At 65.7% G+C, this 20,022-nt stretch carries 20 protein-coding genes; 10 read left to right on the top strand and 10 right to left on the bottom strand.

What is annotated here, in order from left to right; all coding sequences use genetic code 11:
• The first annotated feature begins 1 nt into the window (after window position 1).
• Both G7078_RS08210 and G7078_RS08205 read left to right on the top strand, forming a co-directional pair.
• On the top strand, window positions 2-940 hold the full coding sequence (locus G7078_RS08210; RefSeq protein ID WP_166094915.1) for a metal-dependent hydrolase: 939 nt from the start codon (window positions 2-4) through the stop codon (window positions 938-940).
• 52 nt (window positions 941-992) lie between these two features.
• Window positions 993-2,312 (top strand): cryptochrome/photolyase family protein, encoded by a 1,320-nt coding sequence (locus tag G7078_RS08205; protein ID WP_166094912.1) that lies wholly within the window; start codon window positions 993-995, stop codon window positions 2,310-2,312.
• Here the strand turns inward: G7078_RS08205 and G7078_RS08200 are convergent.
• The 4 genes from G7078_RS08200 to radC form a co-directional block, all read right to left on the bottom strand.
• Window positions 2,296-3,003 carry an SDR family NAD(P)-dependent oxidoreductase gene (locus G7078_RS08200; RefSeq protein WP_166094909.1) on the bottom strand — a complete coding sequence of 236 codons (708 nt, stop codon included), beginning with the start codon at window positions 3,001-3,003 and terminating at the stop codon, window positions 2,296-2,298. The genes G7078_RS08205 and G7078_RS08200 overlap by 17 nt on opposite strands.
• The gene (gene purB, locus G7078_RS08195; protein WP_166094907.1) at window positions 3,000-4,316 is read right to left on the bottom strand and encodes an adenylosuccinate lyase; all 1,317 of its coding nucleotides are present in this window, start codon (window positions 4,314-4,316) and stop codon (window positions 3,000-3,002) included. Before purB ends, G7078_RS08200 begins: the two co-directional genes overlap by 4 nt.
• 75 nt (window positions 4,317-4,391) lie before the next feature.
• Complete coding sequence (locus G7078_RS08190; protein WP_166094905.1) at window positions 4,392-4,802, bottom strand: hypothetical protein; 411 nt, start codon at window positions 4,800-4,802, stop codon at window positions 4,392-4,394.
• Window positions 4,803-4,887: 85 nt separating this feature from the next.
• Window positions 4,888-5,583, bottom strand: a complete 696-nt coding sequence (gene radC / locus G7078_RS08185; RefSeq protein ID WP_166094903.1) for a RadC family protein — start codon at window positions 5,581-5,583, stop codon at window positions 4,888-4,890.
• Window positions 5,584-5,681: 98 nt separating this feature from the next.
• On the opposite strand from radC, the gene G7078_RS08180 reads away from it, so the two are divergent.
• From G7078_RS08180 to G7078_RS08145, 8 genes are all read left to right on the top strand, one after another.
• A complete protein-coding gene (locus G7078_RS08180) occupies window positions 5,682-8,933 on the top strand; it encodes an intermembrane phospholipid transport protein YdbH family protein (protein ID WP_166094901.1) in 3,252 nt (1,083 codons plus the stop codon).
• 5 nt (window positions 8,934-8,938) lie between these two features.
• Complete coding sequence (locus G7078_RS08175) at window positions 8,939-9,145, top strand: YnbE family lipoprotein (RefSeq protein WP_246166320.1); 207 nt, start codon at window positions 8,939-8,941, stop codon at window positions 9,143-9,145.
• Window positions 9,142-9,522: a YdbL family probable chaperone protein gene (locus G7078_RS08170; protein ID WP_166094897.1), complete on the top strand. Its 381-nt coding sequence runs from the start codon at window positions 9,142-9,144 to the stop codon at window positions 9,520-9,522. Before G7078_RS08175 ends, G7078_RS08170 begins: the two co-directional genes overlap by 4 nt.
• Window positions 9,523-9,669: 147 nt before the next feature.
• The gene (locus tag G7078_RS08165; protein ID WP_166094895.1) at window positions 9,670-9,984 is read left to right on the top strand and encodes an AtpZ/AtpI family protein; all 315 of its coding nucleotides are present in this window, start codon (window positions 9,670-9,672) and stop codon (window positions 9,982-9,984) included.
• Window positions 9,985-9,994: 10 nt separating this feature from the next.
• The gene (locus tag G7078_RS08160) at window positions 9,995-10,786 is read left to right on the top strand and encodes a F0F1 ATP synthase subunit A (RefSeq protein ID WP_166094892.1); all 792 of its coding nucleotides are present in this window, start codon (window positions 9,995-9,997) and stop codon (window positions 10,784-10,786) included.
• A 27-nt stretch (window positions 10,787-10,813) separates the two neighbouring features.
• The gene (locus G7078_RS08155; RefSeq protein WP_166094890.1) at window positions 10,814-11,041 is read left to right on the top strand and encodes a F0F1 ATP synthase subunit C; all 228 of its coding nucleotides are present in this window, start codon (window positions 10,814-10,816) and stop codon (window positions 11,039-11,041) included.
• Window positions 11,042-11,070: 29 nt separating this feature from the next.
• On the top strand, window positions 11,071-11,565 hold the full coding sequence (locus G7078_RS08150) for a F0F1 ATP synthase subunit B family protein (protein WP_166094888.1): 495 nt from the start codon (window positions 11,071-11,073) through the stop codon (window positions 11,563-11,565).
• Window positions 11,558-12,112 (top strand): F0F1 ATP synthase subunit B family protein, encoded by a 555-nt coding sequence (locus G7078_RS08145; protein ID WP_246166318.1) that lies wholly within the window; start codon window positions 11,558-11,560, stop codon window positions 12,110-12,112. Before G7078_RS08150 ends, G7078_RS08145 begins: the two co-directional genes overlap by 8 nt.
• 4 nt (window positions 12,113-12,116) lie before the next feature.
• Here G7078_RS08145 and G7078_RS08140 read toward each other — a convergent pair whose 3' ends face one another.
• From G7078_RS08140 to G7078_RS08115, 6 genes are all read right to left on the bottom strand, one after another.
• Entirely contained in the window at window positions 12,117-12,548 is a 432-nt protein-coding gene (locus G7078_RS08140; RefSeq protein WP_166094886.1) for a CBS domain-containing protein, read from the bottom strand.
• Between the two features lie 63 nt (window positions 12,549-12,611).
• Window positions 12,612-14,633, bottom strand: a complete 2,022-nt coding sequence (paaZ, locus tag G7078_RS08135; RefSeq protein ID WP_166094883.1) for a phenylacetic acid degradation bifunctional protein PaaZ — start codon at window positions 14,631-14,633, stop codon at window positions 12,612-12,614.
• A gap of 71 nt (window positions 14,634-14,704) precedes the next feature.
• Entirely contained in the window at window positions 14,705-16,402 is a 1,698-nt protein-coding gene (locus G7078_RS08130) for an ATP-binding protein (RefSeq protein WP_246166315.1), read from the bottom strand.
• Window positions 16,399-17,895, bottom strand: coding sequence for an ATPase domain-containing protein (locus tag G7078_RS08125; RefSeq protein WP_206367440.1), 1,497 nt, complete (start codon window positions 17,893-17,895; stop codon window positions 16,399-16,401). The genes G7078_RS08130 and G7078_RS08125 overlap by 4 nt, the downstream gene beginning before the upstream one ends.
• 115 nt (window positions 17,896-18,010) lie before the next feature.
• Window positions 18,011-18,796 (bottom strand): 2-(1,2-epoxy-1,2-dihydrophenyl)acetyl-CoA isomerase PaaG, encoded by a 786-nt coding sequence (gene paaG, locus G7078_RS08120; protein WP_166094881.1) that lies wholly within the window; start codon window positions 18,794-18,796, stop codon window positions 18,011-18,013.
• 2 nt (window positions 18,797-18,798) lie between these two features.
• Window positions 18,799-19,884: a histidine kinase dimerization/phosphoacceptor domain -containing protein gene (locus G7078_RS08115; protein ID WP_166094879.1), complete on the bottom strand. Its 1,086-nt coding sequence runs from the start codon at window positions 19,882-19,884 to the stop codon at window positions 18,799-18,801.
• Window positions 19,885-20,022 lie beyond the last annotated feature (138 nt).

The raw sequence follows: 20,022 nt of genomic DNA, 5'->3' as shown, positions 1-20,022 counted from the left end.
GTTGGACAACATCACCCACTCGATGGCTGGCTGGGCTTTAGGCCAGGCCGGGCTCAAGACGCAGACGCGCAAGGGTCTCGCGGCGCTGATCCTCGCCGCCAACATGCCCGACATCGACGTCTTCCTCGGCTGGGTGCCGTGGACCCCGCTGGCGATCCACCGCGGCTTTACCCACGGGCTGGTCGGCGGGGTGCTGGTGATGCCGCCGATCCTGGCGGGGCTGCTATTGCTGCTCGACCGCTGGCAAGTGGGCCGGGGCGGTCAATTCAAGAGCGGGCTGCCGATGCGGGCCGGCTGGCTGGTTGCGCTCTGCTACCTCGGCGCGCTGACTCACCCGCTGCTCGACCTGCTCACCACGTATTCGGTGCAACTGCTCTCGCCGGTCTCGATGAGCTGGTACCACGCCGACGGCCTGTTCATCATCGACCTGTTCCTGTGGGTGCTGGTGGGCGGCAGCCTGTGGTGGTCGAAGAAGCGGGAGAAGCGAGGCAGGGAGTGGCGACGGCCGATGCAGATCGCGATCGGCGTCGTGCTGGCCTACATCGCCGGCAACCTGCTGATCACACAGCGCGCCAACGCCGCCGTGAAGGCCGCCAGCCCGCAGGCGGATGCGATCTTCGCTTCGCCGCCGCCGGCCCTGTTCTGGCGCCGCGACCTCGTCTGGCGTGAGGGGGCCAATTGCTACCGCCGGGGCGGGTACGATCCCTTCAAGGGTTTCGCCGGCCCCAGCGCTTGCGAGCCGACCAACATGGAAGATCCGCTGGTCCGGCACGCCTTGAAGCGCACGCCAGCGCTCCAGAAGTTTCTGCGCTGGTCGATCTTGCCGCAAGCGGACATCGAGCGCTCCGGATGCACGGCCAACGTGAGCATCGGCGACGCCCGCTATGGCCAGCGGCGAAGCTCCCGCCTTTCGCGCGAGGTGATGGTCAAAATCTGCTGAGCATGGCCGAAAGCCCTAATGTCCTTTGGCGGTGGAGGGGCGTTGATGGGCCATGACTTCCCTCGTTTGGCTTCGCCAGGACCTGCGCCTTACCGACCAGCCGGCCATCGCCGCGGCTGCAGGGCAGGGTCCCTTTGCCGCCCTCTACGTGCTCGACGACGAAACGCCGGGCGAATGGCGGATCGGCGGCGCCCAGCGCTGGTGGCTCCACCACAGCCTGGCAGCGCTGAAGGCGGAGATTGAGCGGCGAGGCGGGGCGCTGATCCTGCGCCGCGGCCGCTCGGTCGAGGCGGTGCGGCAGGTTGCTGACGCGCTCGGTGCCCAGGCGGTCCACGCCACCGCCCACTATGAACCGTGGTGGCAGTCGGCGGAACAAGAGCTGGGGACGCGATTGACGCTGCACCCCGGAGATACCCTCGTCCCGCCGGAGCGGGTGAAGACCGGGGCCGGCAAGCCATATCGAATCTACGGCCCGTTCTTTCGGGCATTTTGCGCGTTCGAGGTGGCGAAGCCGCAGCCGGCGCCGGACCGGTTCGAACAACCGGCCAAATTGCCAAGGAGCGACAAGCTTGAGGATTGGGACCTCCTCCCGACAAGGCCCAATTGGGCGGAAGGCTTTTCGGTCTGGCAGCCGGGCGAAGCTGGCGCGGAGGAACATCTCGAGCGCTTCGCTGACGAGGCGGCGTCCTACGCGGAGCGGCGCGACCTGCCTTCGGAGGTGGGCACGTCGAACCTCTCAGCCCACCTGCATTTCGGGGAGATCAGCCCGCGGCAGGTGTGGCACCGGCTGGATGGGGACGAAGCGGCCAAGTTCCGCAAGGAGATGGCGTGGCGCGATTTCTCGCGCAGCGCGATCCTCGCCGATCCCCACATCGGCGACCGCAGCCAGCGACCGCCTAGGGTCCGGCCGCGCAACTCCCAGGCGGATTTCGAGGCGTGGGCCAAGGGACTCACCGGCTACCCGATCGTCGATGCCGGGATGCGCCAGCTGTGGGCGACCGGCTGGATGCACAACCGGGTGCGGATGATCGCCGCGAGCTTCCTGGTGAAGCATCTGCTAATCGACTGGCGGCGCGGGGCGCGCTGGTTCTGGGACACGCTCGTCGATGCCGACTACGGCAACAACAGCCTCAACTGGCAGTGGATCGCCGGCACCGGCATCGACAGCCAGCCCTGGGCACGGGTCATGGCGCCGCTAAGCCAATCGGCCAAGTTCGGCGCCGCCGAATACATCCGCCGCTGGGTGCCGGAGCTCGCGCATCTATCGGACGATGAAATCCACGACCCAAGCGACCGCGGCGACTATCCCGAGCCGCGGATCGGCCACCGCGAAGCGCGCGAGCGGGCGCTTGGCGCTAGCCGTCGACCCTGACGCGCTCGCCGGTCGGAGCGTCCGACTGCAGCCGGTCCACGATAAAGTCGGCGACGGCTTCGGGCGGCTTCAGGCTTTCCGGCTCCTCGCCCGGGAAAGCGAGCTGGCGCATTCGGGTGCGGGTCGCGCCGGGATCGAGAATGTGCACGCGGACCTTACCCGAATATCCCGTCTCGTCGCCGTAGGAGAGGACGAGGTTTTCCAGCGCCGCCTTGGACGAACCATAGGCGCCCCAGAAGGCGCGCGGCTCACCGCCGACGGACGAGGTGACCGCGATCACGTCGGCCCGCTCGCTGCGGCGGAGCATCTGGTCGAAAGCGGCGATCAGCGCCTGGTTGGCGGCGACGTTCAGCGTCAGGATGCGGGCGTATTCCTTAGGGTCGATATGTTCGACCGGGCTGAGCGAACCCAGCATCGCGGCGTTGAGCACCAGCACATCGAGCGCCTGCCAGCGCTCGCCAACCGCAGCCGCCAGCTTGCCGATCTCTTCGCCCTTGGACAGGTCGAGCGGCGCGATGGTCGCGGAGCCGCCGGCGGCGTGGATCCGCTCCTCGACCTCTTCCAGCGCCTTGGCGGTGCGGGCGACCAGGATGACGTGCGCGCCTGCCCTGGCGAGCGCTTCCGCCGTCGCGGCACCGATGCCGCGGCTGGCGCCGGTGACCAGCGCGAGCTTGCCCTGAAGGTCGCTCATCCGAACACGCGGGCGAAGATGTCGTCGACGCGGCGCAGGTGATAGCCGAGGTCGAACAGCTCCTCGAGCTGCGCATTGGACAACTTCTCGGTCACTTGGCTGTCGTCCTTCAGCAATTGCAGCAGCGACAGCTGCCCGTCGCTTTCCCAAACCTTCATCGCGTTGCGCTGCACCAGCGCGTAGCTATCCTCGCGGCTGAGACCCGCCTGGGTCAGCGCCAGAAGCACCCGCTGCGAGTGGATCAGCCCGCCCATGCGGTCGAGGTTCTTCTGCATCCGCTCCGGGTAGACGAGTAGCTTATCGACCACCTGCGTCAGGCGGGCCAGCGCGAAGTCGAGCGTGATCGTCGCGTCCGGGCCGATGAAGCGCTCGACCGAAGAGTGGGAAATGTCCCGCTCGTGCCACAGTGCCACATTCTCCATCGCTGGGAGGGCAGCGATGCGGACCATGCGGGCGAGGCCGGTGAGGTTCTCGGTCAGCACGGGATTGCGCTTGTGCGGCATCGCCGAGCTGCCCTTCTGCCCGGGCGAGAAATATTCCTCCGCTTCCAGCACCTCGGTCCGCTGGAGGTGGCGGATCTCGACCGCGAGCCGCTCGATGGAAGAAGCGATCACGCCCAGCGTCGCGAAGAACATCGCGTGGCGGTCGCGCGGGATGACCTGCGTCGAAACCGGCTCCGGCTTCAACCCGAGCTCGGCGGCGACATGCTCCTCCACCTCCGGCGGCACGTTGGCGAAGGTGCCGACCGCGCCGGAGATTGCACAGGTGGCGATGTCCTCGCGCGCGGCGGCGAGGCGGTCGCGGTTGCGGCTGAACTCGGCATAAGCCTGGGCGAGCTTTAGCCCGAAGGTGACCGGCTCGGCATGGATGCCGTGGCTTCGGCCGATGGTCGGCGTCATCTTGTGCTCGATGGCGCGGCGCTTGAGCACCTCGAGCAATTTGTCGATGTCGGCGAGCAGGATGTCGGCCGCCTGTTTGAGCTGAGCGGCAAGCGCGGTGTCGAGCACGTCGGAGCTGGTCATGCCCTGGTGCAGCCAGCGCTTCTCCGGCCCCAACTTCTCCCCCGCCCAGGTGAGGAAGGCGATGACGTCATGCTTGGTCACTGCCTCGATCGCGTCGATCGCCGGCACGTCGATCTCACCGAGCGCGTCATCGTCATAGGCCTTGCGGATCGTCGCCGCGTCGTCGGCGGGGATCATGCCGATCCTGCCCATCGCTTCGGCCGCGAAGACCTCGATCTGCCACCAGATGCGATAGCGGTTTTCGGGCGACCAGATGGCCGTCATTTCGGGGCGGGAATAGCGGGGAACCATGGCCGCGCCCGCTAGCAGAGCGGGTGCGGTGCTTCAAATAGGCTGTTGACTGTCTTCTTTGGGTGAAAGCGGAATTTAGCCCGGTCCGACCTCCAGCTGAGAACCAGCGAACGACAGGTTGCACAGGCGGGCGAGGGCGTTGTTAGCACGGTGCAGCAGCGGCATGACCTGTGCCCGCTCGTCAGCGGGTATCTCTTTGCCGAGTTTCGCCCAATCGTGAACGAGGCGAGTTTTCCCATTGGGGAGGAGCCCAAGATCAAGAGTGTATGAACCGTGGGGGGTAACAGCGTTGTCGTAGTAGAATTGCGTCACCTGAGCACCGCGCGGAAAGCGGCGACCACCGCCTTCGACCGTGTAAGTACTTCGTTTCACATCGGCCGAGACGCTTCTCAGGGCCCGCTCAACACACTGATCATCGACGATATTTGCAAAGTCCTTCTGCCAGCCAAGCCGGACTCCGGAATCGCAGCCGCCTAGCAGCAGCAAAAAAGTGAAGACGGGAAGGCGACGTGGTCTCACGAGGGTACCATGCGGCGCGGCAGTAATGTCCGCAATGGGTCGAAAGCGGGCATTAGATCAACCCCATCGCCCGCAAGCTCGTCCGCCCGCTTGCCCCAACGATCACATGATCGTGCACCGTCACCTTCATCACCCGCCCGGCCTCGACCAACTCCTTGGTCAGCCTGATGTCCTGGCTGCTTGGGCTGGGATCGCCGCTGGGGTGGTTGTGGACGATGATGATCGCGGTGGCGCCGAGCGCGATGGCGCGGCTGATGACTTCGCGGACGTGGACCGAGGCTTCGTCGACCGAGCCGTTCCACATCGCCTCGTTGGCGATCAGCATGTTCTTGGCGTTGAGGAACAGCACCCGCACTTGCTCGGTCCGCGAATGGGCCATTGCCGCGTGGAGATAATCGCCGAGCGCGTCCCAGCTCGACAGGATCGGCGCGCCTTCCGTCTTCGTCTCCAGCAGGCGGAGTGCGGTCGCCTCCGCGATTTTGAGCGCGCCGATGACGCCGTCGCTCAGCCCCTCTCGGCGTAGCGTGTCCGCGCTGGCGCCGAGCAGCGGGCCGATGCCGCCGAATTTGGCGATCAGTTCCTTGGCCTGGGCCTTGGTGTCGCGGCGGGGGATGGCGAGGGCGAGGAGGTATTCGACCAGCTCATGATCAAGCAGGGCCTTGCCGCCGCCGTCGAACAGCCGCTGTCGAAGCCGCGCGCGATGGCCGGAGCCGCTGGTGTCCGCTAAAGTGGTGGCGCGCCCGTGCAAGCCGCACTCCTGAAAAATGCGATAGCCGAGCAACCCTTCCCTAGCCTAGTCGTGCCGCAGACGGAACGGCCTAGCTATGGAGGGGTTTGTAGTTTCCGATGGATGAATTCCGGGGCGAGAGCGGGGAACCGGGCGAGGCTGACGTCGTCATCGTACGGCGTCATCGCTTGCGCCGCCTCCTCACGTGGGTCGCGCTCGGCCTCTTGGCGCTTCTCCTCGTCGCGCTGGTCTTCGTCTGGGTCGAGCGGCGGACCATCGCCGGCAACGTCATCGACAATGAGCTGGAGAAGCGCGGGGTGCGCGGCAGCTACACGCTCGACCGGGTCGGCCTTCGCACCCAGCAGATCAGCAATCTGGTGCTTGGCGACCCCAAGAGCCCCGACGTCGTGGCCAAGCGCGTGCTGGTGCAGATGCGGATCAAGTGGAACGGCGGGATCGACGTCTATCGGATCGTCGCCCGCGGGGTCCGGCTGCGCGGCACGGTGGGCAAGAACGGTCAGGTGAGCTGGGGCGAGCTCGACAAGCTGCTGCCCGCACCGAGCAAGGAAAAGAAGCCGTTCGCGCTTCCCGACGTCGCTGTCGATATCGCCGATACCAGCATTTCCTTGCGCACGCCGTGGGGCCCGCTCGGCTTCGCGCTGGCCGGGTCGGGCAACCTCACTGGCGGGTTCGAAGGCAAATATGTCGCTTCGGTTCCCAAACTGGTCACCGGCCGCTGCACGGCGCAGAACGTGCGCAGCTTCGGCTCGGTCGAGGTCACCGCGCGCCGCCCGCATGTCGACGGTCCGCTGAGCGCGGACTTCTTCACTTGCCCGGCAAGCCGGTTCTCGGTGGTCAAGCCGCGGCTGGAGATCGACAGCCGGTTCAGCGAGTCGTTCAACCGCTACGACGCCCGCGCCCGGATCCTCTCGCAGATGATCACGGCCGGCGACAACGGCCTGGCGGCGCTGAACGGGATGATCACGCTCAACGGCGCGCCGGACAAGGCGTCAGGGCGGATCGACATTTCCGCGCAGAAATCACGGCTCGGCACGATTGGGGCGGATCGGACGCGAGTCACCGGTAAATACCGGCTGGGCGTGGACACCGGCACGCTGGTGATGGCGGGCCATTACACCGCCACCGGCGCGACCATGGCGCCGTCGATGATCGCCAGCTTCACCAACGCGCTGAGCGCGACTCGCGGTACCCCGATCGGCGCCATCGCCGGCAAAATGTCGGACGCGATCAGCAAGAGCGCGCGATCCTTCGACGCCTCTGGCGGGCTGGCGCTGGTCAACTTCCCCGGTGGCGGGGGCGCGCGAATCGTCGATGCCAACGTCCGCACCGCGACCGGCGCGAGGGCGCGGATTTCGGGCGGCAAGGGCCTGACTTATTATTGGCCGTCGGGCGCGATCCGGGTCGACGGACGGATCGACATGCGCGGCGGCGGCTTGCCCGAAGGCACGATGGTGCTGCGCCAGCGCAAGGACGGCGGCATGGACGGCGTCGGCAACTTCCGCCCCTATATCAGCGACGGGTCGCGGCTGGCGCTGTCGACCGTCCGCTTCTCCGCCCAGGGCAATGGCGCGACAACCTTCAGCACCGTGGCCACGCTCGATGGGCGCTTCCCGGGCGGGGTCGTGCGCGGGCTTAGCCTGCCCATCGCCGGAAGCATGGGCAGCGCCGGCGGGATCCAGGTCGGCAAGCAGTGCACCGTCATCAGCTTCGATGCCTTGCGGATGCAGGCGCTGACCCTGGACCGGACGCGGCTGCCGGTATGCCCGACCGGACCGGCCATCATCTACCAGCCGCCGGGCGGGCAATTGCGCGTGTCTGGCCGGATCGCCAACCCGGCGATCACCGGGCGGATCGGCTCTTCGCCGATGCGCCTCAATGCCTCCAGCATCCTGATGACCCAGCAGGGCTTCAACGGCAGCAACGTCGCCTTGCGGCTCGGCAAGACCAGGGCGCCGGTGATGATCGATGCGGCGACCTTGCGCGGCAACTTCACGTCCGGCGGCGCGCGCGGGACGATTGGCGGCGCGGACGCCGTCATCGGCGAAGTGCCGCTGAAGCTGACCGACATGGACGGCCGCTGGCATTTCGCGAACGGCCGGCTGGTCATCGACGGGTCCACCCTGGTCAGCGACCGGGCCGATCCGCCGCGCTTCTATCCGCTGCGCAGCAACGACGTGCATTTCGTGCTTGCGGATAACCGGATCACCACGACCGGTTCGCTGCGCCATCCCGCCAGCGGCGCGCTCGTCACCAACGTCGACATCCGCCACAACCTGGAAACCGGGGCAGGCGGCGCCGGACTGAACGTGCCCGGGATTAGCTTCAACCCGAACGGGCTCCAGCCCAACGACCTGACCCGCCTCACCGAGGGCGTGGTGGCCCTGGTCAATGGCACCCTCAGCGGGCGCGGCGACATCAACTGGAGCGGCAGCGGCGCGGTCACTTCGACCGCCGAGTTCTGGACCCGCGGGATGGACCTTGCGGCGCCGTTCGGCCCGGTCACCGGGCTGTCGACCAACATCCGCTTTACCGATTTGCTTGGGCTGGAGACGGCGCCGGGCCAGGTGGCGACGGTCGCGTCGATCAACCCTGGCATCGAGGTTACCAACGGGACCATCCGCTATCAGCTGCTGCCGGACCAGCTGGTCAAGGTCGAACGCGGCGAATGGCCGTTCATGGGCGGACGGCTGATCCTTCAGGAAACCATTCTCAACTTCGGCGCGCCGACGGCGAAGCGCCTGACGTTTCAGGTCGAAGGGCTGAACGCCAAGACCTTCATCGACACGCTCGGCTTCGAAGGGCTGGAGATCACCGGCATCTTCGACGGCGTGCTGCCGATGATCTTTGATGAAGAGGGCGGGCGCATCGTCGGCGGCCGGCTGGACGCGCGACCGCCTGGCGGCCAGTTCCGCTATACCGGGACCAAGCCCAAGGCCGGGCTGGTCGCGGGCCTTGCCTTCGACCTGCTCAGCGACATCCGCTACCGCTCGATGATCATCCGCCTCGACGGTGACCTTGCGGGCGAATTCGCGACCCGGATGAGCATCGACCAGATCACGCTCGCCAATCGCGGCGGCTTCCTGGCCGGCCTGGTCCGCGGCGCTTTCCGCAAGGTGCCGCTGAAGGTGAATTTGAACGTCCAGGGGCCGTTCCGCGCACTGATCCAGATGGCCAAGGGCATGAAGGACCCGACTCAGGTGATTGCCCCGGTGCTCCCGTTCCCGGTCGATTCCCCGTCGCTCGATGTCGTTGTCCTGCGCAACCAGAAGGACGAGGAGCAAACGCCCCAGACTCAGACCAACGTGATCGAACGAACCCCCAACCCCCCAGCCGAAGGCGAGACGAAATGAGGACAATGAAAACCCTCTGCAGGAATGCGACGGTGGCGCTGTTCGCGTTGCCGCTGGCCAGCTGCATCACGGTCAAGGCGCCCGAAAAGCCGATCGAGATCAATCTCAACGTGGCGATTCGCCAGGAAGTGCTGGTCCGGCTGCAGCAGGACGTGCAGCGGATCATCAACCAGAACCCGGACGCCTTCCCGGCGCCCCCGACGCGGCCATGATGCGCCCGCTGTCCGCACTGCTGCTGGCGATTGCGGTCGCCGCCCCGCTGCCTGCCGGCGCCCAAAACATGAGCGTGCTAAACGCCGCGCGGCAGGCCGGCCAGGTTGGCGAGCGCTATGACGGCTATATGGGGATCGTCAGCCCGGTGCCGGATTCAGTGCGCCGGCAGGTCGGTGCGATCAACATCAAGCGGCGCAACATCTACATCGGGCTCGGCACCCGCCGCGGCGTCGCCGCCCAGGTTGCCGGCATTGCCACCGGCTGCGAACTGCTGACCCGCGTGCAGGTCGGCGAGTTCTACATGCTTGCCCACGGCGCCTGGCGCCGCCGCGCACCCGGCCAGACCGTGCCGTTGCCAAGCTACTGCGGAAACTGACGCGTCGGCCGACGCCGCGCGGTTGACTATCGGGAGGCTGCTTCATAAAGGAGCGGCGCCTTGGCGGGCTCTTTTCGCCGCCATGTTCCTAGCCTTTTCGCGTTGCGCTTTTTCGAAGCGTCGCGACGCACATGAGGGAGACGGGTCATGGCGGAAGAAGAACCCGGGCAGGACCCGAAGCTTCCACCCGATGCACGGCTTGATGCGCTGGACCAGCGGCTCGAGCGGGCGCAGCGCGAAGAAGCAGTCAGGACCGGGAAGGCGCCGTCGGCCGATGCCAATGAGCAACTCGGCCAGCGCGTGCTTTCCTACCTGATCGGCGGCCTGTTGGGCGGCACGTTGATCGGCTGGGTGCTCGACCGCCTGCTGGGGACGTGGCCGATGCTCTTCATCACGCTGATGGTCCTGGGGACCGCCGGCGGGTTTTGGAGCATCATCAAGCTTTCGATGAAGAAGAAGTAAGAGGACTGACGTGGCCGCTGAATCGGGCAAAATCGATCCGATGCACCAGTTTCTGGTCGAACCAATGTTCGGCAAGAGCTGGGAGATCGCGGGCTACAACATCGCCTTCACCAACAGTGCGTTGTGGATGGCGCTGACGCTGGTCGCCGTCTGGCTCTTCATGTTGGGCGGGATGCGCCGCGAGCTGGTTCCCGGCCGCTGGCAGGTCGCCGTCGAAGGCGTGACCAATTTCGTGACCAGCATGATGGATACCAATGTCGGGCCGCAAGGTCGCAAGTTCGTCCCCTACGTCTTCACGCTGTTCGTCTTCATCCTGTTTGCGAACATGCTCGGGATGTTGCCGTTCGGACTGGTCCCGGGCGTTCACCCATTCACCGTCACGAGTCATTTGACCGTCACCGCGGTGCTGGCGATCGTGTCCTTCGCAATCGTGCTCGCCGTCGGCTTTGCCAAGCACGGCTTCCACTTCTTCTCCCTGTTCGTCCCGCACGGCGCGCCGTGGTGGATGATGCCGATCCTGATCCCGGTCGAATTCGTGTCGTTCATGGTGCGTCCGTTCAGTCTCGCACTTCGATTGTTCGTCGCGATGACCGCGGGCCACATCCTGCTCAAGGTTCTCGCCGGCTTCGTCATCAACGGCATGAATGCCGACGCGGCCTGGGTCGCGCCGGTGGTCAGCCTTCCCAGCTTCATCCTGATGATCGGCATCAGCGCGCTCGAGCTGCTGGTCGCGGCCATCCAGGCCTACGTTTTCGCACTGCTCACGTCGCTGTACCTCAACGACGCGATCAACCTTCACTAACAACGGTTTACATAGGGAGTTTTTGAAATGGACGCAGAAGCCGCAAAGCTGCTCGGTGCAGGTCTGGCCGCCATCGGCGTTGGCATGGCCGCGCTTGGCGTTGGTAACGTGTTCGGTTCGTTCCTGGGCAGCGCGCTGCGCAACCCGGCAGCCGCCGACAGCCAGCAGGGCCGCCTGTTCATCGGCTTCGCCGCCGCCGAACTTCTCGGCCTGCTGGCGTTCGTCGTGGCGATGATCCTGCTGTTCGTCGCCTAACTCACACGCTGCTTACCTAGGGGTCGGTCATGCCGCAGATTGCCCAAATCGGGGAAATCTACGCATCCCAGCTGTTCTGGCTGGTGGTGTTCTTCGGCGCGATCTTCATCGTCGTGGGGCTCGGCATGCTGCCGAAAATCCAGTCGACGGTGGATGCTCGCGACGCGCGGATCGCGGCCGACCTCAAGCAAGCGGAAACGGCCCGCGAGACTGCCGACCGGCTTGAGGAAGGCTATCGCGAGCGGATGGACAAGAGCCGTGCCGAAGCAGCCAAGCTTGCTGCCGAAGCCAAGGCTTCCGCAGCCCGTGCCACCGAGGCCCGGGTTGGAGAAGCCGACCAGGCGCTGGCCGGCCAGATCGAGGTGGCCCAGGCGCGCATCGCCGAGGCGCGGACCTCTGCGCTGAGCGAGATCGAAACCGTTGCCGCCGAGGCCGCGCAGGCGATGATCGCCCGCGTGGTCAACCTCAACGTCGATCCGGCCGCTGCCCGTGCGGCGGTCCAGCAGGAACTCGCCCGTGGCTGATCCCGTCACCCAGACCACGCATACCGAAGTGGATGCAGGCGCGGAGCATCATGTCGATCCGAAGGCGCTCGGCTTCGATGCGACCATGCTGGTTGCCCTTGCGATGGTCGTCGTGATTGCGCTGATGGTCTGGAAGAAGGTGCCCGCCGCCATTGGCCGGTCGCTCGATTCCAAGATTGAGGGCATCCGCAGCCAGCTTGCCGAGGCGCAAGCGCTGCGCAAGGAAGCCGAAGCGCTGAAAGCGGAATATGAGGCTCGTGCCCAGGCGGCCGAGGGCGAAGCTGCGGCGATGATCGAGCGCGCCCACAGCGAGGCGGCGGGGATTGTCGCCAAGGCGCAGACCGACGCGGAAGCCCTGGTCGTTCGCCGCACGCGCATGGCGGAAGAAAAGATTGCCGCCGAAGAGCGTACCGCGATCCAGCAGCTGCGCACGGCGGCCGCGGACGCCGCTTCCAAGGCGGCGGCGCGGCTCATTTCCGAACAGCTCGACGCGAAGGCGGATGCCGCGCTCGTCGATGCTTCGATCGACGAGCTCGGCAAGCGCTAACAGCTTAGCTTTGGCTGTGCTCGCCTCCGGGTGCGGTCACGCCTTCGAGTGCCTGTTGGGCACTTTCGCCGCTGGTCTCGCGGCTAAGGTCGCCGAGGCTGACGATCCCGCATAGCTTCTCATTCTCGTCCACCACCGGCAGGCGGCGCACCTGCGCTTCGCTCATGCGTGAAGCGACGTCGGCAACGTCGTCGTCGATCTTGGCGCAGACCACGTCGTTGCTCATCAGGTCGCGGATCGCCGTATCGGGACCGCAACCCTTGGCGACTCCGCGCACGGCGATGTCGCGGTCGGTGATCATCCCGATCAGGCGGTCGTTCTCGCTGACCGGCATCGATCCTGCATCTTCGCTGAGCATGAAAGCGGCGGCTTCCTGCGCGGTCTGATCGGGACTAACCGTCCGGACGTCGCGCGTCATCACATCACTGACCTTCATCGTATCTCTCCTGTGGGGTGGATATGACGAACGAACGAAGCAGCGACGACGACGTTGCGTGGGTCAGGGCACGTTGTCCGTCAGCAGGTCGTAGGTCGCGACGAGCTCGTCCTTCTGGTTGAAGATTTCGACCGCCCAGCGGACCACGCCGGTATCCTCGTTCTTCAGGGACTTGGACCGCACCGTCAGCTCCACCCGCATCGAATCGCCCGGATACAGCGGGGTCAGGAAGCGCAGGTTCTCGAGTCCCGTATTGGCCAGCACGGGGCCGGGATCGGGATCGACGAACAGGCCGGCGGCGAAGCTGAGGATCAGGTAGCCGTGGGCGACCCGGCCTTCGAAGATCGGCGAGGCCTTGGCCGCTTCCTCGTCCATGTGGGCGTAGAAGGTGTCGCCGGTAAAGTGGGCGAAATGCTCGATGTCTTCCAGCGTGACGGTCCGGCTCCTGGTCTTGAGCGTGTCGCCGATGGCCAGCTCGCTCATCTTGCGGCGGAACGGGTGGACGTCGATCACATGCTTCGGCCCGCCCGGGATGTACTGGCCGGTGATGGCCGCGATCATCCCCGGTGAAGACTGGATGGCGGTGCGCTGCATGTAATGCTTCACCCCGCGCACGCCGCCCATCTCCTCGCTTCCTCCGGCCCGGCCGGGACCGCCGTGGACGAGGACCGGGAGGGGCGAACCGTGGCCGGTCGATTCCTTGTGGTTGTCGCGGTCGATGACGAGCATCCGACCGTGGAACGAGGCGGCGCCGCGAACGAAGTCGCGGGCGGCGTCCGGCGAATGGCTGAACATCGACAGCGCTAGGCTGCCCTTGCCGCGGTTGGCGAGGGCGATCGCGTCGTCCAGGTCTCGATAGGGCATGATGGTCGATACCGGTCCGAACGCCTCGACGTCGTGCACCGCCTGCGTGCGCCACGGATCGTCGCTGCGCAGCAACACGGGTTGAAGGAAGGCGCCGCCCGCGATCGGCGATTCCGCGTTGGGGTCCCCGGCAACGATCCGCGCGCCGCCCGCTTCCAGCTCCGCGATTTTTTCGCGAACGTCCTTGCGCTGCGCCTCGCTGACCAGCGCGCCCATCCGCGTCGCGGAATCGCGGGGGTCGCCGACCTTTAGCGCACCGAGCTTCTCGCCGAGCGCGGCCTCGACGGCGTCGAGATAGGCGGCGGGGACAAGGCCACGGCGGATGGCGGTGCACTTCTGGCCGGCCTTCACCGTCATTTCGATGACGATTTCGCGGATGAACAGGTCGAACTCGGGAGTGCCCGGTGCTGCGTCCGGGCCGAGGACGCAGGCGTTGAGGCTGTCCTGTTCGGCAACGAACTTGACGCTTTCCCGAGCGACGACCGGATGGGAGCGAAGCTTCAGCGCGGTGTGCGCCGAACCGGTGAAGCTGACGACGTCCTGGCCGTTGAGATGGTCGAAGAGATCGCCGACGCCGCCGACGATCAGCTGCACGGCGCCTTCCGGCAGCACGCCGGATTCGATCATCACGCGGAACGCCGCTTCGGCGAGGTAGGCCGTTGCCGATGCCGGTTTGACGATTGCGGGCATGCCGGCGAGCAAGGCGGGCGCAAGCTTCTCAAGCATCCCCCAGACGGGGAAGTTGAAGGCGTTGATCTGCACCGCCGCCCCCTGCAGCGGCGTGTAGATGTGCTGGCCGACGAAGCTGCCGGTTTTCGATAGCGGCTCGAGCGCAGCATCCAGCAGCACGTGCGCGTCGGGCAGCTCGCGGCGTCCCTTGGACGAAAAGGAGAAGAGGGTGCCGGCGCCGCCTTCGATGTCGATCCAGCCGTCCTTGCGGGTCGCGCCGGTCTGATAGTTGAGCGCGTACAGCTCTTCCTTGCGGGCCATGATGGCAAGGCCGATCGCCTTGAGCATCCGCGCCCGCTCATGAAAGGTCATCCGGCGCAGCGCCGGGCCGCCGACATCGCGCGCATGGCTGAGCATCCTGGCGAAATCGATTCCGCCCGAGCCGGTCACTGCCACCGGGCTGCCATCGATCGCGCTGACGAGTTCGGACAGGCCGCTGTCGCCCGGAATCCAGCGATCGAAGGCGTAATTGAGCAACTGTGCCGTTTTCATGAGAATGTCCGTGCGCGAGGTTGGATGCAGCCGCTTACGATGAAGCGGTCAAACACCCAAGGTCCAGGTCGTCAGTTGTCGCGCGGCCCGCTTGCCGATCGGTCGGACCGGAACGGAAGCACGGTTCCGCCCTCGTTCTCGGCCAGGAGCTCGGCCACGAATTCCGCGAGCTCGGCATGGCGAAAGGGCTTGGCAAGCCGCGGAAGGGAGGCGCCGGGTCCTTCGGCAATGGTCGAATAGCCCGTGATCAGCATCGCCTGCATGGCGGGGGCCAAGGTCCGCGCCTGCGTGATCAGCTCGACGCCGTTCATCCCGGGCATCAAATAGTCGGAGATAAGCAGGTCCGGCTCGACCCCATCGCGAAGCATTTTCAGCGCTTCGGCCCCCGAGTTGGCGTCGACGACGTCGTAACCGAGGTCGGAAAGCATGTCCGCCGTACCGGTTCGGACCAGTTCCTCATCGTCGACCAGCAGGATGGTGGCCCGGCGCGACGCCGGAATGACGGAGCGGACGTCGACATCGGTCGCGACGGGCGCTTCGCTGGCGACGGGCAGCCAGATGTCCGCCTGCGTTCCGACGCCCTTTTCGCTCTTCAGGCTCAACATGCCGCCAAGCTGCGCGGCGAGCCCGTGGACCATCGACAGGCCAAGGCCGGTGCCCTTGCCCACGCCTTTGGTCGAAAAGAACGGTTCGACCGCGCGGCTCAGCGTGTCCGCGTCCATTCCCGACCCTTCGTCGCGCACGGAGATTCGGACATAGTCGCCGGGCTGAAGCCGGCCCGCGGTTTTCACGGTCTCGGCAGCGGCGATGATCTCCAGCTTGCCGCCGCGCGGCATTGCGTCGCGCGCGTTGATGGCAAGGTTGAGGACGGCCAGTTCGAGCTGGTTGGGATCGACGCGTGCCGGAGGCAGCTCGTCGGCGTGGCTGATTTCGACTTCGATTGCCGGATCGAGCGAGCGCCGGATGAGATCGGTCATCCCGTCCAGCAACGACGCAATGTCGATCGACCGTGGGCGCAGGTCCTGGCGGCGGGCGAAGGCAAGGAGGCGCTGCACCAGGGTCGAGGCGCGGCTGGCCGCCTGCAGGCTTGCGTCAATCAGGCGGTGCGACCTGTCGCCCGGCTCAAGCCGGCGGCGGAGAAGGTCGAGATTGCCGATAACGGGGGTCAGCAGATTGTTGAAATCGTGAGCGACGCCGCCGGTCAGCTGGCCCAGCGTTTCAAGCTTCTGCGCTTCGTGCAGGCGGGCGAGTGCCTGCTCGTGTTCCCGCGTCCGTTCGGCAACCCGCGCTTCGAGCGTTTCGTTCGCGGTCTTGAGGCTTTCCTGGCTTTCCTGAAGCGCGACCAGGCGCGCGCGCGCCTCATACTGGCGGCTACGCGCCCGCAAGGCAGCGCGCGCGAGGCTGATGAGCGTGGTCGGGTGGAACGGACGTTCGAGAAAGGTCACGTTGCCAAGCATGTCGAGGAAGCGGCCGGCCTCCGGATTGCGCTCCAGGCCACCGCCCTTGTGGGTCAGCAGCACGAAGGGGAGGTCCGACCATTCCGGCTGCTTGTCGATCCAGTTGGCGACGGGACGAAGGTCGCGCCCGAGCAGCGCCTCTTCCGTGACCAGGACAAAGCCGATGTCGTCGCGAAGCTCGCGGACCAGGCAATCGATATCGGAACAGATGAGCGCCGGAATGTTCGATTCGCGGAGCATCCCGGAGGCGATTGCCGAATCGCGTCCGACCGGCGCCAGGATCAGCGCGGTTTCAGAGCGATCCGAATTCACCTGGCATGCGCCTCCATCAGCGACTGCTCAACGCCGACCATTTCCGGAACGCCGCGAAGAACGCCCTGGAAATTGGTTAGCGGTTCGCCAAGAGCGATGCCGAAATCGCCGATGCGATATTCGCGGATCGTATCCTCATGCGCGCTGGTCCGTTTCTTGATCACGGAAATGGCGCGGCGAACCCGCCCGGTCGCTTCGAAGTAGCGCAGCAGGATTACCGTATCGGCAAGGTAGGTCACGTCGACCGGCGCGCGCATGTCGCCCACCAGGCCGTGCTGGGCGACGGTCAGGAAAGTGGTCGCGCCCTGCCGATTCAGGAATTGCAGAAGCTCATGCATGTGCAGGATGAGCTGCTTTTCTTCCGGCATCGCGGCCTGGTAGCCATTGAGGCTGTCGATGACGACGGTACGCGCGTGATGTTCCTCGACGCAGGCCCGGACGCGCTGCGCGAATTCACCCGGCGCAAGCTCCGCCGCGTCAATCTGTTCAAGGATCAGGTCGCCGCGTTTCTGCAGGGCCTCCAGGTCCATGCCCAGGCCGCGGGCCCGTTCGAACAGCAGGCCGATTTCCTCGTCGAAAATGAAGACGGCGGCCTTCTCTCCACGATTGATCGCCTCGACCGCGAAGGTCAGGGTGAGGAGTGATTTTCCGGTCCCCGCGGGACCAAGGATGAGCGTGCTCGACCCACGCTCGACACCCCCGCCAAGCAGGGTGTTGAGCTCGGCCGATTCGGTGGGGAGGGTCTCCCGCGTGAAACTGGTCTTGTGCTCGGCCGAGACAAGCCGGGGGAAGACATGGACGCCGCCAGTCTTGATCACCATGTCGTGGTAGCCGCCACGGAAACGCTGGCCGCGGTATTTGATGACGCGCATCCGGCGCCGCTCCGCGCCGTAATCCGGCGCCAGTTCTTCCAACCTGACGACGCCGTGTGCGACGCTGTGGACTGTCTTGTCGTGCGTTTCGGTGGTGAGGTCATCGAGCATGATGACCGTGCCGCCGTTGCGGGCGAAATAATGTTTCAGCGCCAGCACTTGCCGCCGGTAGCGAAGGGAGCTTTGCGCAAGCAGCCGGATTTCCGACAGGCTGTCGACGACGATGCGGTCGGGTTTTACCCGTTCGATCGCTTCGAAGATGCGCTTGGTCGTCTCGCCAAGCTCCAGATCCGACGAATAAAGCAAGCTCTGCTGCTGGTCGTCGTCAAGCAGGCTTTCCGGCGGCACGAGTTCGTAGACGAAGTTCGGCTCGTCGAACTTCCATCCGTGGGACGCCGCGCTCTCGCGCAGCTCCTCCTCGGTCTCCGACAAGGTAATGTAGAGGCCGCGCTCGCCCTGTGCTGCTCCAGTGATAAGGAACTGGGTGGCGATGGTCGTTTTGCCGGTGCCGGGACTACCTTCGATCAAATAGACCCGGCCGCGCTGAAGGCCACCCGCAAGAATATCGTCCAGGCCGACCACACCGGTCATCGCCCGGTCACGAAGATTTATTTCCGTCATCGTCTCGTCTCTGTAGCCGCGCAGCGGCCATCCGTTCGTGTTAATTGCAAAATTATTGGTGACGCAACGCCGACCTTTGGTGACGGTTGCAAGCGGCCAAAGATATCTTGCCGACCTAGCTGCCCGTGAAGCGAGGCTTGCGTTTCTCGATGAACGCGGCGACGCCTTCGCGATAATCGTCGGTGAAACCGAGCCGGCGCATTTCATCCCGCTCAACGTCCAATTCCTGATCGAGAGTGCGGCCCCACGTGGACCGGATCAGCGCTTTCGTCGCGGACAGTCCAAGCGGCGGTAGCGCCGCGAGCCGAGTGGCAAGGGCATTGACCTCCACATCCAGTTGCTCGTCATCGACGCATTTCCAGATCAGCCCCCAATCCGCCGCCTGCTGAGCGGGAAGCGGTTCGCCGGTCAAAGCGAGGCCAAGCGCGCGTGCCTGTCCCACGAGCCGCGGGAGGATCCAGCTGCCGCCGCTGTCCGGGACCAGCCCGATGGCGGAAAAGCTCTGCACAAACTTCGCCGCCTTCGCAGCCACGACGATATCGCAAGCGAGGGCGATGCTGACCCCGGCGCCGGCGGCGACGCCGTTGACGCGCGCGATCACCGGCTGCTTCATCGCCGCCAACCGCCGGATGAGCGGATTCCAGCACGCGTCGACGGTCTCGCCAAGGTCGACCGGGGACGATCCCGCGGCGACCGATCGTTCGCCCAAATCCTGCCCGGCACAGAAAGCGCGCCCGGCGCCGGTGAGGATGATGACCCGGCAGTCGTCCGCAATGTTGTCCAGGGCTTCGCGCAGTTCCCGATGCATGGCCGCGGTGAAGCTGTTGAGGCTGGCCGGGCGGTTGAGCGTGATCCGCGCAATTCCGTCCGCGTTGTCGATAAGGATGGCGGGTTCGTCCATGATTACCCCTTGTCGATCTCCAGGCGGATGCCGTTGCCGTTGGACGACCAGCGGGCTTGCGCGCCGATCGACCGGGCGAGGGTTTCGATCACCCGTGCGCCGAGTCCGCGGCTGGCGCCAATCCTGCCGACCGCCGCGTCATCGCCCGAGCCGTCGTCGCTGCACATGAGCTTGAACGAGCGCCCGCTTGGGCCGCCTATGATGGTGATAGTGCCGCCTTCGTCGCTACCAAAAGCATGCTTGGCGGAATTGGTGGCGAATTCGTTGATCACCAGCGCAACCGCGTTGGCTTCATCGGATGCGATCTCGACCGGATCGATGGTTACGTCGAACGCGATGTTGTCGCGCAGCAGCGGCGAAAGCTTGGCGACTGCACGATCGACCAGCCGTTGCAGCGAGACGAGGCGGTCCGTCCCTTCCTGGTGCAATTCCTCATGAAGCGCTTCGAGCGCTCCAAGCCGGGCAAGCACTTGGTTGAGCGCCGACTGCACTTCGGTCGAAGGCGAACGCATTTTCTGCAGCTCAACGATCGCCGCGACCGAAGCCAAGGAGTTTTTCACCCGGTGGTCGATTTCGCGGCGCAGGACATCCTGCTCGCGCAGGGCAAGCCGAAGGTCGAGCTCGCTCATCACCCGGGCTGCAACGACCCGGAGCGTTTCGCGCTGCACATCGGTCAGAATGCGCGGACGCGTGTCGAGAACGCACAGCGTGCCCAGCGGCAGCCCCTCGCGGCCGACCAGCAACGCGCCGGCGTAGAAGCGGAAACCCTGGTCGGCCGTGCAAAGTGGATTGTCGCACATCCGGGGGTCGGCGAGCGTATCCGGGATTTCCACGAAATCATGTTCGAGGATGACGTGGCTGCACAGGCTGGTTTCGAGCGGGGTCGAACGCACGCCCAACCCGACCTCGGCCTTGAACCACTGCCGGTCGCGGTCGATAAAATTGATCACCGCCACCGGCACTTCGCAAATCGCCGCGACCAGCGCGACGATGTCGTCGAACTCCTTTTCCTGCGGGGTATCGAGGATCCCGTACGCCCGGAGCGATTCGAGGCGGTCGTCCTGGCGGGGGTGCGGATGAGCGAGCATCGACCGCTCGTAGCAGCGAAGTCGCGTTGCACAAGCAGATACCTGTCGCCGAAACGACCGCGAACCTGCCAGCAGTTTCAAGCGTTTATCGCCCAGCACCGCTTGAATTGTCTGGCGCGACCGCAGGGACTACATCAG

It is taken from the genome of Sphingomonas sinipercae (genome assembly GCF_011302055.1).
GTDB lineage: Bacteria > Pseudomonadota > Alphaproteobacteria > Sphingomonadales > Sphingomonadaceae > Sphingomicrobium > Sphingomicrobium sinipercae.
This window is presented reverse-complemented; position numbering and strand designations above follow the sequence as displayed.